The organism is Ruegeria sp. TM1040 (assembly GCF_000014065.1).
Classification (GTDB): domain Bacteria; phylum Pseudomonadota; class Alphaproteobacteria; order Rhodobacterales; family Rhodobacteraceae; genus Epibacterium.
The window spans coordinates 2,844,152-2,857,501 of sequence record NC_008044.1; the positions used below are offsets into that span (position 1 = coordinate 2,844,152).

The following is a 13,350-nucleotide window of genomic DNA, read 5'->3' on the forward strand; positions in this document are numbered from 1 at the left end:
CCCTGCGCCGGATTTTTCTTTTTGCAGCCCCATTGATGGGCTGCACCCGAATACTGGAGACACCCCATGTACATTGTTCCCGAACGGGTGATTGCCGATCTTATGACCCGCGAGGCCGCCTTTGACGCGGTGGAGAAGGTCTTTGCCGCCATGGCCGCCGAGGACGCCTATAACTTTCCCGTAGTGCGCGAGGCCATCGGCCATGAGGATGCGCTCTATGGGTTCAAGGGCGGTTTTGACCGCGCAGGGCTGACGCTTGGCCTGAAGGCGGGCGGCTATTGGCCCCACAACCTAGAGAAGCGCGGGCAGATCAACCATCAGTCCACCGTGTTCCTCTTCGACCCGGATACCGGCAAGGCCCACGCGATGGTGGGCGGCAATCTGTTGACCGCGCTGCGCACGGCGGCGGCCTCCTCGGTGTCGATCAAGCATCTCGCCCGCGACGATGCAAAGGTGATCGGCATGATCGGGGCGGGTCATCAGGCGACGTTTCAGCTGCGCGCCGCCCTCGAGCAGCGCAACTTCGAAAAGGTGATCGGCTGGAACCTGCACCCCGAAATGCTGCCCAACATCGAAGCCGTCGCCGCAGAGGCTGGCCTGCCGTTCGAAGCGGTCGAACTGGACGGGATGCGCGCAGCGGATGTGATCATCTCGATCACCTCCTCCTTTGAGGCAAGTCTGATGGCCGATCATGTCAGCCCCGGCACACATATCGCCTGCATGGGCACCGACACCAAAGGCAAACAAGAGGTCGACCCGGCGCTTTTGGTGCGCGCTGAGGTCTTCACCGACGAGGTGGCGCAATCCGTCGGCATCGGAGAGGCACAGCATGCGGTGGCGCAGGGGCTGATCGAAGCGGCGGATCTGACGCAGCTCGGGGCGGTCATAAATGGTGCCCACCCTGGCCGTAGCACTGACGATCAGATCACCCTTTTTGACGGCACCGGTGTTGGGCTTCAGGATCTGGCGGTCGCCGCCCGTGTCGTGGAGCTGGCGGTCACGCAGGGCATCGCGATGGAGGTTGATTTCTAAGCCACTACTCACACATGGCTCTAAACGCCCCGGCCCTGCCCCGGGGCGTTTTTTATCCGACCAGCGCGTCCAGCAAGGACTGTCCGCGTTCGGTGATGAAATCCACCAGCAGGCGCACTTTTGGATCCTGCAGTTTCTTGTGCGGATAAAGGCAGCCGAAAGTTGCCGCCATCGGGCGCGCCTCCGGCAGGATCTCGACCAGCGCACCAGAGCGCAGATGCTCTGCCACCTCAAATCGTGGTTTGTTGACGATGCCGCGATGATCCAGCGCCCAATTCAACAGAACCTCGCTGTCGTCTGCATCGTATTTGCCGCTGACTTCGAATTTTCGAAACCCAGAGCCTGTGTTCAAGGTCCAAAAATATTCTGGCGAACGGGGGTAGCGCAGCAGCAGGCAGTTGTGTTTTCCCATCAGATCCTGCGGCACATGAGGGATGCCATGGCGTTCCAGATAGCGCGGCGAGGCACAGAGCACCCGGTCAACGCTTGCGATCTTGCGCATCTTCAGGCTGGAGTCGCTCGGCGTACCGACAAAAAAGGCCAGGTCCAGACCTTCTGCCAGAATATCGACCCGACGATCCGACATCCGCATCTGCACGTCGATCTCGGGGTGCCGATCGACAAAATCAGGCACTAACGGGGCGATTATGCGCCGTCCAGCTGCCAGAGGTGCGGTGATTTTCAGAGTCCCGCGTGGCCGCCCGGAGAACTGTGCCACAACGCTCTCGGCCTCTTCGACCACGTCAAGGATGCGCAAGGCCTCGCGGTAAAACCGCTTACCCGCTTCGGTCGGCGTCAGCGATCGCGTGGTGCGATTGAAGAGCCGCACGCCAAGATGTTCCTCCAGCTCCTTGATGCGTTTGCTGGCCACTGCCGGCGTCAGGCGCACGTCGCGCCCTCCCGATGTGATACTGCCCAGCTCCACCACACGGCAGAACAGGCGCAGGCTCTCCATATAAGCCATTTGGAATCCTCATCTTGGGGTGACCGCCCCTGTATAAGCCAGACAACCCCATTTGATTATCAACAGGGTGTTGAAAGTATTTCGCAAAGCACACCGTATTTCAATGCAGTCAGACAGGTTAATCTCTGCCGCAACTCAAGAGACGCGCCCGCGTGATGCAGGCAGAACAGGGAGGTTCAATGGCTCAGGGGCATGACATCCGCTTTTTGCTGAACGGAGTGGAAAAGCGCGTATCCGATGTGAAGGCAACACTGACCTTGCTGGATTACCTGCGCCTCGATCAGCGCCTGACGGGCAGCAAGGAAGGCTGCGCCGAGGGCGACTGCGGGGCCTGCACCGTTCTTGTCGGGCGGCTGCACCAGGGTCAGCTGCACTATGAGACCGTGAACGCCTGCATTCGCTTTCTTGCGTCCCTCAATGGCTGTCACATTGTCACCATCGAGCATCTCTCGGGGCCGCAAGGGCGTCTGCACCCGGTCCAAGAAGCCATGGTCGACTATCACGGCAGCCAGTGCGGCTTTTGCACGCCGGGTTTTGTGATGTCGCTCTACGCGCTGTGGATGTCCAACCCGGAGCCATCGGTGCAGGAGGTCGAGACCGCGATCCAAGGCAACCTCTGCCGCTGCACCGGCTACGAGCCAATCGTGAAAGCCGCAATGGCGGTGACACAGTATGGATCCCCCGCGCATGACCATCTGGTGCGTGAACGGACCGATGTGACCGCGCGCCTGATGGCGCTGCAGCCCAGCGCACGCATTGTGACCGGCCCCGAGGATGACCGCGCGATCCTGCCGCTGGATGTCGCGGATCTGGCGCAGGTGCTGGCGGAAAACCCCAAGGCAACGATCGTGGCCGGGTCCACCGATGTGGGACTTTGGGTCACGAAATTCATGCGCCCGATCTCGCCGGTGGTGTTCATCACCCACCTCGAGGAGCTGAAATCCGTCGAGGTTACGGAGGAGGCTCTGACCCTTGGCGCGGGTGTGACCTATAGCGAGAGTGAGGCCGCAATCCGTGCGGCGTTCCCGCATCTGGGCGACTACTGGGACCGGATCGCTGGTTGGCAGGTGCGCAACATGGGGACCATCGGTGGCAATATCGCCAATGGCTCTCCTATCGGGGACACGCCGCCGGTGCTGATTGCGCTTGGGGCCGAAGTCGTGCTGCAAAGCGCGCGGGGCAGCCGGGTGTTGCCGCTTGAAGACTTCTTTATCGACTATGGCAAGCAGGACCGCGAGGCGGGTGACTTTGTTGCCGCGATCCGTATTCCGCGCGCAAAGCCGGGGCAGATGGATGCGGCCTACAAGATCTCCAAGCGGCGGGACGAGGATATTTCCTCGGTCGCGGCCGGGATCAGCGTATGCGTGACCGATGGGGTCATCACCACGGCCCGGATCGCGTTTGGCGGCATGGCCGCAACCCCCAAACGCGCTGCCACCGCCGAAGCCGCCCTCGTGGGGCAGCCATTTGCTGCGGCGTCTTTTGACGCCGCTGCCGTGGCACTGGGCCAGGACTTCACGCCGCTCAGTGACTGGCGCGCCAGCGCAGACTACCGCATGACCGTCGCCGCGAACCTGTTGCGCCGGTTCTACCTCGAACAAGACAGCACCCAGGGCGCACCCGTGCGTCTGGCCATCGCGTGAGGGAGGAGACACCTATGAAAGATCTGGGCAATACCACAGAGATCAAAGGTGCCGCGCATCAGGATCTCAAACACGAGAGCGCCATCAAACAGGTGCAGGGCCGCGCCGACTACACCGACGACATCCTGGAACCCGCAGGCACGCTGCATGCCTATCTCGGCGTGTCTACCGTCGCCCATGCCAACATCCGCGGCATGGATCTGAGCCGTGTGCGCGCCGCGCCCGGTGTCGTCGATGTGCTGACAGCGGATGATATTCCCGGCGTTAATGACGTGAGCCCCACGGGCAAACATGACGAGCCGGTGTTTCCAACCGAGAAGGTGGAGTTTCATGGCCAGCCGCTCTTTGCGGTGATTGCCGAGAGCCGCGATGCCGCACGCCGCGCCGCGGAGCTTGCGGATGTAGACTATGAGGTGCTGCCCCACGCGCTCGATGCGATTTCGGCGCGGGATGCGGGGTTGCCCATGGTCACCGACCCGCTGAAGCTCGAGCGCGGTGATGTGGAAAGCGGCCTTGCGGAGGCACCGCACCGGTTGCAGGGACGCGTTGTCGTCGGCGGTCAGGATCACATGTATCTCGAAGGCCATATCGCCTTTGCGATTCCGGGCGAAGATGACGATGTGGTGGTGCATTGCTCCACCCAGCATCCGAGCGAGGCGCAGCACATGGTGTCCCATGTGCTCGGCGTGCCGTCGAATGCGGTGGTGGTGAACGTGCGCCGCATGGGCGGGGGGTTTGGCGGCAAGGAAAGCCAGATGAATCTGTTCTGCGCCTTTGCCGCCCTTGGCGCCAAGAAGCTGAACCGTCCGGTGAAAATCCGCCCCGACCGCGATCAGGACATGACTGCCACCGGCAAGCGGCATGACTTTGTGATCGACTATGATCTGGGCTTTGACAATGAGGGGCGGATCGAAGCCGTCGAGAGCCAGTTTGCCGCGCGCTGCGGCTATTCCTCGGACCTCTCCGGCCCCGTGACCGACCGCGCGCTGTTTCATGCCGACAACGCCTATTTCTACCCCAATGTCCGTCTGACCTCCTGTCCGCAGAAGACGAATACAGTCTCTAACACGGCATTTAGAGGCTTTGGCGGCCCGCAGGGCGTGGTCGCCGCGGAACGAATGATCGAGGAAATCGCCTATGCGCTGGGCAAGGACCCGCTGGAGGTGCGCAAGGCGAATTTCTACGGCCAACCCGGTGATGGCCGCACCCTCACGCCCTATCATCAGGAGGTGGAGGACAATGTGATCGGTCGCATTGTCGAGGAACTGGAAGAGAGCAGCGACTATCAGGCCCGCCGCGCGGCGATCATTGCCGAGAACACAAAGGGCGGCATCATCCGTCGTGGCATCGCGCTGACACCGGTCAAATTCGGCATCTCCTTTACTGCCACGTGGTACAATCAGGCCGGCGCTCTGATCCACATCTACAACGATGGCTCGATCCACCTCAATCATGGCGGCACCGAGATGGGGCAGGGCCTCAACACCAAGGTCGCGCAGGTGGTGGCCGAGGCGTTTCAGGTCGATTTCGACCGCATCAAGATCACCAAGACCACGACCGAAAAAGTCCCGAACACCTCTGCCACGGCGGCCTCTTCGGGGTCCGACCTCAACGGGATGGCGGCGCTGGATGCCTGCGAGCAGATCAAGGCGCGGCTGGTGAAATTTGCCGCCGAGAGCCGGGGCGTGGCCGAAAGCGCCGTGCGCTTTGGACCCAACCAGATCCGCATCGGCGAGGAGGTGGTGGACTTTGCCGCCTTTATCCGCGAGGCCTATATGGCGCGGGTGCATCTGTCGGCGGCAGGGTTCTACAAGACGCCCAAGATCCATTGGGACCGTGCGGCGGGCAAGGGACGGCCGTTCTACTATTACGCCTATGGCGCGTCCTGCTCGGAGGTTTCCATCGATACGCTCACCGGCGAGTACCGGGTGGAGCGCACCGACATCCTGCATGACGTGGGCCGATCCCTTAATCCGATCCTCGACAAGGGGCAGGTCGAAGGCGCGTTTATTCAGGGCATGGGCTGGCTCACCACAGAGGAGCTCTGGTGGGACAAAGACGGGCGCCTGCGCACCCATGCGCCTTCGACCTACAAGATCCCGCTGGCCTCTGACCGCCCGCGCAGCTTCAACGTGAAGCTCGCCGACTGGTCTGAAAACCGCGAGATGACCATCAAACGCTCTAAGGCGGTGGGCGAGCCGCCCTTCATGCTGGGGATTTCTGTTCTGGAGGCGCTGTCGATGGCGGTGGCCTCGGTTGCCGACTATCGTGAGTGCCCGCGTCTTGAGGCCCCCGCCACGCCCGAACGCGTGCTGATGGCGGTGGAACGTCTTAAGGCCGGAGGCTGAGGCCATGCAGGCAGAGCAGCTTCGTGCATTTCTTGACGCCCCGGGCCCGGTTGCGAGCCTGCGGCTCACGAGGGTTCGCGGGTCCTCTCCGCGCAACACGGGCACCGAGATGTATGTGCGTGCTGATGCGCTCTTTGGCACCATCGGCGGTGGGCAGCTCGAACATCTCGCGATAGCGGAGGCGCGCAAGCTGCTAGCGGCAGGCAACCTCTCGGACCATCTGGACGTCCCCCTTGGCCCCGAGATCGGGCAATGCTGTGGCGGACGGGTGGAGATCGCGATCACCCGGATGAGTGCAAGCGACAAGGACGCCGCCCTGCGCGCGACTGAAGCGCAGGATAACGCTCTGCCTGCTGTCTATATCCTCGGCGCGGGCCATGTGGGCCGCGCACTAGCGGATCTGCTCCAGCATCTGCCGGTGCGCACAGTGCTGATCGACCAGCGTCAGGAAGAGCTGGACCAGTCGAGCGCGCAGGTCGAGCGCCGCCAGAGCGCGATCCCCGAGATCGACGTGATGAATGCCCCCGAAGGCAGCGCCTTTATCGTGCTGACCCATGACCACGGGCTGGATTTCTTGCTTACCTCTGCCGCCCTGCAACGGGGCGATGCCACCTATGTCGGCATGATCGGCTCTGCCACCAAGCGGGCGAAATTCGCCAGCTGGACCCAAGACCACTGCGACGGGCTCTCTGTCGCAGATCTGATCTGCCCCATCGGGGCAGGCGGTAGCCGCGACAAGCGGCCCGCCGTGATCGCCGCACAGGTTGCGGCAGAAGTGATCACGGCACTGACCTCTGAAACTGCCGCAGACCACCCCCAGACCGGGGGGACTGCCCTGCATATCGCAGCGCAGTAGTAGACCGCCGCGCCACTCGGGGAGGGAGGAGAACCGCCCCCAAGGCCGGCCATCAAAGGGAGGTCCCCATGAGGGATGGGAGTTATACCTACAAGCTGTTTCACCGCAGCGACTTTAGCGCGTTCTGGGCGCTGTTCACCGACAACCTTGTCAATCTGATGGTGCTTGCGGGCATCTGTCAGTTCGTTTTTCAGATGCCTGCCGATATCGTCTATGGCCGTATCGTTCCAGGTGCGGGTGTAGCGATCCTTGCCGGGATCGTCGCCTATGTGGCGCTTGCCAAACGTGCCGCGCAGGCGCACGGGCGCGATGTCACCGCCCTGCCCTATGGCATCTCCACACCGGTGATGTTTGTCTATCTCTTTGGCGTGATTGGTCCGATCTACTGGGCCACCAATGATCCGCTGCTGGCCTGGCAGGTTGGCATTGGGGCCGGATTCATGGGCGGGATCGTGGCTGCGCTGGGCGCTGTGGTCGGTCCGTGGCTCAAACGTGTGACACCGCGTGCGGGTATGCTCGGCACGCTCTGCGGGATTGCGCTTGTGTTTATCGGCTCGGTACCGCTGGCGACCGTGTTCGAGAACCCGTTCATCGGCTTTGCATCGATGATCATCATTCTCTGGGGCCTCGTGGGGCGATTTCGCCTGCCCTACAACATTCCTGCGGGCCTTCTGGCACTCATCGTCGGCACCTTGGTGGCGCTGATGCTGGGCACCTCGACCCTCAGCCTTGAGGGCATCGGGTTCTATCCGCCCCTGCCCTATCTCGGCGATCTCATTGCGGGCGTTCAGTATCTCTTTGCCAATCCCGAGCTGTTCCTGGTGCTGGTGCCAGTACAGATCTACAACTTCATCGAAACCATGAACAACGTCGAGAGCGCCGAGGCTGCGGGCGATCACTACCCGGTGGCCACCTGCCAGATCACCGATGGCGTCGGCACCATGATCGGTGCGGTCTTTGGCTCGCCGTTTCCCACCACGGCCTATATCGGCCACCCGGCCTACAAGCGCATGGGCGCGCATGCGGGCTATATCATCGGCGTGGGCGCGGTGATCCCGCTGGCGGCGATCTTTGGTTTGCTTGCGTTTCTCAACAACCTGATCCCCGTGGCCGCCGCCGCGCCGGTGCTGGTCTTTGTCGCCTTGAGCCTGATCACCAACACCGCCCATTCGGTCAAGACCGAGCATATGGCGGCCGTGACCATCGCGATGATGCCGCATGTCTCGGCATTTCTGATGGTGAAATGGGCAGCGCTGATCGGCGCGCTGGGTGCCGTGGGCGTCGCGGGTGTGCCGCAGCTGGGCGATGAGGCACTCACCTCTGCGCTGCTGCAGCAGGGAGCTCATTTCAGCGGTCATCTGTCGCTCTCGCAAGGTGCGATCCTGACCGGGCTGATCTGGGGTGCGATTGTCGCCTATGTGATCGATGGCAATTTTCGCGCTGCGGGCGGCTTTGCGCTTGCGGCCGCGGCAATGTCGGCGCTTGGGATCATTCATGGCGCGAGCCTGCATTGGCCAGAGCTGACGAGCGTGTCAGGCGGCTATCTGATCGCTGCCGCGTTCCTCTTTATCTATCCGCTGTTTCACAAGAGCGATGATCTGGTGAACGCCAATGTGGTGTTGGAAGACGCGCCACCGCAAGCCGCCGAATAGGCTGCACACCCACAGGACCCGTGCGCTGACAAACTGTCCGCGCGCGGGCTTTCGAAACTCAGATCAGCCCAGCACGGCCCGATCTGCCTAGTCTGCCCGGTCGAGCACGGGCATGGAAAACCCCGTCTTCACCCGATCCATCACCGCGCTGGTGCGAAACCGCAGCACGTTTTCGTCGGCAAAGAACTGGCGGCGGGTGAAGTCATCATAGTCGGCCATATCGCGCGCCGAGATGATCAGCACAAAGTCTGCATTCCCGGTCACATAGTAGCATTGCATGACTTCGGGCGCCGCCCGCATCTGCGCCTTGAAGCGGTCCAGATCCTCCATCCGCTCGTTTTGCAGTGTGACCTCCACGATCAGCAACAAGCCACGCCCCACCTGCTCGGGCGCAAGCACGGTGATCTCGCTCTCCACCACATCAGAAGCGCGCAGACGAGCGAGACGTTTGCGGCAGGCGTCCGGCGAGAGTCCCACCTGTTTCGAGAGCGCCTCGGCGGTGATGCGGGCGTCGGTTTGAATCGCCTCGAGTATCAGGGCATCGAATCTGTCCATCACCCAAGCATGGCGGAATTTCGGCCCATGCAACACCCATCAGCAGGCACAGGGGCGGTTTTTGGACGCATCCAGGCACAGACGGGCCGAAATTCGGCCCAATTGCCACGGAGAAATCCGGGATACGCCGTGCCGAGCGCGTTAGGTTGGCAGGCAAAGAACAGGAGCCCGCATCATGCCCGTCACCGTGTCCAACCCCCACCGAGGTCAGGGTCTCTCCCTCGACGCACCGTTTCCCTGCGAGGATGCCGGGGCTGTGACACGGCTGTTGCAACGCTGTCCCGCGCATCAGGAGACACCGCTTTTGTCCGTGCCGACGCTGGCCGCGTTCTGTGGCGTCGCCAAGATCCACCTGAAGGATGAGCGCAACCGCATGGGGCTTGGCAGTTTCAAAGCGCTGGGCGCTGCACATGCCATTGCCCGGGCAGCACAAGAGGTGGTCGAAGGCGACAGCTGGACAACAGCGCTCAAGGGACGAACTTTTGTGACCGCTAGCGCTGGCAATCACGGTCTGTCGGTTGCTGCGGGTGCCGCACTCTTTGGCGCGCAGGCGGTGATCTACCTTTCCGAAACCGTGCCAGAAGGTTTTGCGGCGCGGCTGCGTGCCAAGGGGGCCGAGGTGGTGCGCGCGGGCGCGGACTACGAGGCCAGCATGGTCGCGGCAGAAACGGCGGCAGAGGAAAACGGCTGGACATTGCTCTCGGACAGCTCCTGGCCGGGCTATACCGAACTCCCCTATCGGGTCATGGAAGGCTATCTGCAAATGGCTGCGGAGGTTGCGCAGCAGGTACCTGAACCACCCACACACATTCTGCTGCAGGCCGGGGTCGGTGGGCTGGCCGCCGCTGTTGCCGCCCATGCGCGCCGGGTCTGGGGCGATGCGCCACAGATCATCGTGGTCGAACCCGAAGCCGCCCCTGCACTTGTCGAGAGCATCAAAGCTGGCGCAGTGGTCGAGACCAAAGGTCCGGTCTCTGCAATGGGACGGCTTGATTGCAAAACGCCGTCGATGATTGCGCTTCAGGGGCTCGCACGGGACGCCGACCTGTTTGTGACCCTCACCGAAGCTGAGGCCGCAGCCGCCGTGGCCACGCTCGAGGCAGAAGGCTTGGCAACCACGCCCTCTGGAGGGGCGGGCATCGCAGCCTTGATCGCCGGTCTGGCGCTACCGCAAGACGCGCGCGTATTTGCGATCCTCAGCGAAGGCCCGGAAGAAGGAACAGGCGATGCCTGAGACCTCCTTGATCTTTCCCGCGGCAGAATACCGAGGTCGCGTTGCGCGCCTTCAGGAGCATATGACTGCAGAGGGCGTAGATGCGCTCTTGTTGACCACGGCCGCGGATGTGTTCTACGTGACTGGCTTTTTGACCCGGTTCTGGGAGAGCCCTGCGCGACCATGGTTCGTCATCGTGCCTGTCTTGGGTGACCCGGTTGCGGTCATCCCCTCGATCGGCGCGCCCCTGATGCAGCGCACATGGATCGAACAGATCCGAACTTGGGATGCGCCGGACCCGGAAGACGACGGCCGAACCTTGTTGATCGACACATTGACGTCTCTGGTGCCAGATCACGGCAATGTGGCTCTACCTATGGGGTTAGAGACACATCTACGTATGGCACTTTTGGATTACCATGCCGTCCGCAGCGCGCTTGCCCCGCGCCGGGTGGTGGACGGAACCGAGATCCTCCAACGGGTGCGCGAGGTGAAATCCGAGGCCGAGATCGCCAAGATCCGCAGCAGCTGCGCCATCGCGGGGCGCGCCTTTGATCGGGTGCCCGAGATTGCCGGCGCAGGTCGCCCGCTTGATCAGGTGTTTCGCGAATTTCAGGCTCTATTGCTGGAGGAGGGCGCGGATTGGGTCAGTTATCTCGCGGGTGGCGCAGGGCTCGAGGGATATGGAGATGTGATCTCTCCAGCACCATCAGAGCCACTGGTACGCGGCGACATCCTGATGCTCGACACGGGTGCGGTGCGCGAGGGGTATTTCTGTGATTTTGACCGCAACTATGCCATTGGCCCGGCCTCTGATCTGGCAAAACGCACCCATGAGGCGCTGTGGTGCGCGACCCAAACCTGCCTTGAAGCCCTACGGCCGGGGATGCTCGCGCGGGATGTACATCACATCCTATGTGATGCGTTGCGTGCCAAAGGGGCCACGCCGGGAGGCGGGCGGCTTGGGCATGGCCTGGGGCTCACTTTGACGGAATGGCCTTCGTTCACTCCCAAGGACACCACCCCGCTGCGCGCAGGTATGGTGCTGACGCTGGAACCCGGTGCGATCACTGGCGCGGATCGGATTCTCGTGCAGGAGGAGAACATCGTCCTACGCGACAGCGGCGCGGAGCTCTTGTCCCCGCGCGCACCCGCAGAATTGCCGGAGCTGCTATGATGACGCCTTTTCCCTACGAGATCGCAGAGGATCCGCGCCCGCGCCTGGGGCTCATTGCCTTGCAGGTGGATGAAACCATCGAAGAGGATTTTCGGGTAATGTTCCCGCGCCAGGCTGCGCGGCTACATGTGAGCCGGGTGCCATCGGGGGCAGAGCTCACTCCTGAGACCATCGCCGGGATGGAAGACGATCTGCCGGCGGCTGCCCGCCTGCTACCGCCCGCGGCGCGCTTTGAGGTCATCGCCTACGGCTGCACGTCGGGAACCGGCCAGATCGGCGTCGAGCGTGTCGCAGAGTTGATCCAGACAGGCGCCACCACCAAGGCGGTCAGCAATCCGCTGAGCGCTGCTATAGCCGCTTTGAACGCGCTGGGGGTCTCGCGTGTCGGGATCGTCTCGCCCTATATTGACGCCGTGGCCGCGCCGATCCGTGCAGCATTTGTTGACGCGGGCCTATCGGTGCCTGATATGCTCGGGTTTGGCGAGGAAGTGGAGGCACGCGTCGCCCGGATCGCACCCCGGTCCATTTGCGCTGCGGCCCATGCGCTCGGCGAGCGCAGCACGCTAGATGCGGTGTTTCTCTCCTGCACCAACCTACGCACGCTTGATGTGATCCCGCTGCTCGAACAGCAACTTGGCCTTCCGGTTCTCAGCTCCAATCAGGTCCTGGCTTGGCACATGGCAGCGTTGGCGGGTCTTGAGCTTGATGATCTCGAAGTGCCGGGGCAGCTTGGCAAAAAGGCGGCGCAGCCCTGAGCCACGCCGCCCTTCTGATGCGTCCCCCGGAGAGGGCCCGGAGAGGGCGTTTAGACGCGCACCATGTCGCGCGGCATCTCGGAGAAGATCTCCGCGCCGTCTTCGCGCAGGATCACGATCTCCTCGAGGCGGACGCCGAATTTGCCCTCAAGGTAGATGCCCGGCTCGATCGAGAACACATTGCCTTCGCGCAGGACCACATCGGAGTTCGCAGCGATATAGGGCGGCTCATGGATGTCGATGCCAAGACCATGACCGGTGCGATGCAAAAAGCGATCGCCGTAGCCTGCCGCCGCGATCACGTCGCGCGCCGCCTTGTCGATCTCGCTGGCCACAACGCCGGGCTTGGCCACCGCGAGTGCGGCCTGAACCGCTTTCTCGACGGTCTGAAACACCTCTTCATATTCTTCTTCGGGGGTGCCGAAGTAGCCCGAGCGGGTCATATCCGAGGGGTAGCCATCGAGACGGCAGCCGGTGTCAATCAGCACCGCAGAATTCCGGGCCAACGGCGTGTCACCCGGGGTGTGATGCGGAAAGGCGCCGGAGGCCCCAAAACAGACTGAACAAAACTCCAGCGTCGCGCCGGCGGCAGTATATTCGGATTTGATCAGCTCTACGATCTCGCGTTCCGTCACGCCTTCCTTGAGCGCGGCAAACGCGGCTTTGACGGCTTTGTCGTTGGTCAGATGCGCGGCCTTGATCGCGTGATATTCGCTGTCGTCCTTCGATGCGCGCAGGAGACTCACGGTGTCATCCGCAAAGCGACGGCGCGGTGCTTCGAGCGCGTCCAGCAAGCGCAGGGAGAAATCGGTACGCATGGTTTCATCAAGCACGACGGAGAGGTTCGGGCGCGTCGCGCCGCAGGCCTTCAGCAGTTCGGCGAGGGCCGCATCCGGGCCTTCATCATCGCGCCAAGGATGGAACGGCAGGTCCGTGTCCTTGCGGGCAGCCGCGGCATTGAGGGCGGGCATCAGAAAGCCCGCGTAGGACTGGCTCACCAAGAGCATCACCGGGCGCTCGTCACCATGGGGGTGCACGCCGGACAGCCAAACCATGTGGCTCGACGGGCCAAGCGCAACAAGATCGGTGCCTGTGAGCTCCATACGGGTGCGCAGAGCGGCAAGGCGGGCGGCGGTCAGCGGAAATTCGGTCATC

General features: G+C 62.7%; 11 protein-coding genes. 8 read left to right on the forward strand and 3 right to left on the reverse strand.

Annotated features, from left to right (window positions below):
* Window positions 1-66 precede the first annotated feature (66 nt).
* Window positions 67-1,032, forward strand: a complete 966-nt coding sequence (bhcD, locus tag TM1040_RS17945; protein WP_011540016.1) for an iminosuccinate reductase BhcD — start codon at window positions 67-69, stop codon at window positions 1,030-1,032.
* A gap of 52 nt (window positions 1,033-1,084) precedes the next feature.
* Here the strand turns inward: bhcD and TM1040_RS17950 are convergent, their stop codons facing one another.
* Complete coding sequence (locus TM1040_RS17950) at window positions 1,085-1,996, reverse strand: LysR family transcriptional regulator (RefSeq protein ID WP_011540017.1); 912 nt, start codon at window positions 1,994-1,996, stop codon at window positions 1,085-1,087.
* 179 nt (window positions 1,997-2,175) lie between these two features.
* Between TM1040_RS17950 and xdhA the strand changes: the two genes are divergently transcribed.
* The 4 genes from xdhA to TM1040_RS17970 all read left to right on the forward strand — a co-directional run bounded on the left by xdhA (window position 2,176) and on the right by TM1040_RS17970 (window position 8,495).
* Entirely contained in the window at window positions 2,176-3,639 is a 1,464-nt protein-coding gene (xdhA, locus tag TM1040_RS17955; protein WP_011540018.1) for a xanthine dehydrogenase small subunit, read from the forward strand.
* A gap of 14 nt (window positions 3,640-3,653) precedes the next feature.
* The gene (xdhB, locus tag TM1040_RS17960; protein WP_011540019.1) at window positions 3,654-5,987 is read left to right on the forward strand and encodes a xanthine dehydrogenase molybdopterin binding subunit; all 2,334 of its coding nucleotides are present in this window, start codon (window positions 3,654-3,656) and stop codon (window positions 5,985-5,987) included.
* Between the two features lie 4 nt (window positions 5,988-5,991).
* A complete protein-coding gene (xdhC, locus tag TM1040_RS17965) occupies window positions 5,992-6,843 on the forward strand; it encodes a xanthine dehydrogenase accessory protein XdhC (RefSeq protein ID WP_011540020.1) in 852 nt (283 codons plus the stop codon).
* A gap of 68 nt (window positions 6,844-6,911) precedes the next feature.
* Window positions 6,912-8,495, forward strand: coding sequence for a xanthine/uracil/vitamin C permease (locus tag TM1040_RS17970; RefSeq protein WP_011540021.1), 1,584 nt, complete (start codon window positions 6,912-6,914; stop codon window positions 8,493-8,495).
* Between the two features lie 87 nt (window positions 8,496-8,582).
* Here the strand turns inward: TM1040_RS17970 and TM1040_RS17975 are convergent, their stop codons facing one another.
* Window positions 8,583-9,050, reverse strand: coding sequence for an Lrp/AsnC family transcriptional regulator (locus TM1040_RS17975; RefSeq protein ID WP_011540022.1), 468 nt, complete (start codon window positions 9,048-9,050; stop codon window positions 8,583-8,585).
* A 175-nt stretch (window positions 9,051-9,225) separates the two neighbouring features.
* Here TM1040_RS17975 and TM1040_RS17980 point away from each other — a divergent pair, with 175 nt between their 5' ends.
* From TM1040_RS17980 to TM1040_RS17990, 3 genes are read left to right on the forward strand one after another with little or no spacing between them, the layout of a single operon-like run.
* Window positions 9,226-10,284, forward strand: a complete 1,059-nt coding sequence (locus TM1040_RS17980) for a pyridoxal-phosphate dependent enzyme (protein WP_011540023.1) — start codon at window positions 9,226-9,228, stop codon at window positions 10,282-10,284.
* Window positions 10,277-11,440 (forward strand): M24 family metallopeptidase, encoded by a 1,164-nt coding sequence (locus tag TM1040_RS17985; protein WP_011540024.1) that lies wholly within the window; start codon window positions 10,277-10,279, stop codon window positions 11,438-11,440. The genes TM1040_RS17980 and TM1040_RS17985 overlap by 8 nt, the downstream gene beginning before the upstream one ends.
* Window positions 11,440-12,195 carry a maleate cis-trans isomerase family protein gene (locus tag TM1040_RS17990; RefSeq protein ID WP_044026915.1) on the forward strand — a complete coding sequence of 252 codons (756 nt, stop codon included), beginning with the start codon at window positions 11,440-11,442 and terminating at the stop codon, window positions 12,193-12,195. Before TM1040_RS17985 ends, TM1040_RS17990 begins: the two co-directional genes overlap by 1 nt.
* Window positions 12,196-12,245: 50 nt before the next feature.
* Here TM1040_RS17990 and TM1040_RS17995 read toward each other — a convergent pair whose 3' ends face one another.
* Window positions 12,246-13,349 (reverse strand): M24 family metallopeptidase, encoded by a 1,104-nt coding sequence (locus TM1040_RS17995; RefSeq protein WP_011540026.1) that lies wholly within the window; start codon window positions 13,347-13,349, stop codon window positions 12,246-12,248.
* Between the last annotated feature and the right edge of the window lies 1 nt (window position 13,350).

Bases quoted from the DNA above. Each gene is read 5' to 3' on its own strand.
- bhcD (WP_011540016.1), top strand. From the start codon at position 67: ATGTACATTGTTCCCGAACGGGTGATTGCCGATCTTATGACCCGCGAG.
- TM1040_RS17950 (WP_011540017.1), bottom strand. From the start codon at position 1,996: ATGGCTTATATGGAGAGCCTGCGCCTGTTCTGCCGTGTGGTGGAGCTG.
- xdhA (WP_011540018.1), top strand. From the start codon at position 2,176: ATGGCTCAGGGGCATGACATCCGCTTTTTGCTGAACGGAGTGGAAAAG.
- xdhB (WP_011540019.1), top strand. From the start codon at position 3,654: ATGAAAGATCTGGGCAATACCACAGAGATCAAAGGTGCCGCGCATCAG.
- xdhC (WP_011540020.1), top strand. From the start codon at position 5,992: ATGCAGGCAGAGCAGCTTCGTGCATTTCTTGACGCCCCGGGCCCGGTT.
- TM1040_RS17970 (WP_011540021.1), top strand. From the start codon at position 6,912: ATGAGGGATGGGAGTTATACCTACAAGCTGTTTCACCGCAGCGACTTT.
- TM1040_RS17975 (WP_011540022.1), bottom strand. From the start codon at position 9,050: ATGGACAGATTCGATGCCCTGATACTCGAGGCGATTCAAACCGACGCC.
- TM1040_RS17980 (WP_011540023.1), top strand. From the start codon at position 9,226: ATGCCCGTCACCGTGTCCAACCCCCACCGAGGTCAGGGTCTCTCCCTC.
- TM1040_RS17985 (WP_011540024.1), top strand. From the start codon at position 10,277: ATGCCTGAGACCTCCTTGATCTTTCCCGCGGCAGAATACCGAGGTCGC.
- TM1040_RS17990 (WP_044026915.1), top strand. From the start codon at position 11,440: ATGACGCCTTTTCCCTACGAGATCGCAGAGGATCCGCGCCCGCGCCTG.
- TM1040_RS17995 (WP_011540026.1), bottom strand. From the start codon at position 13,349: ATGACCGAATTTCCGCTGACCGCCGCCCGCCTTGCCGCTCTGCGCACC.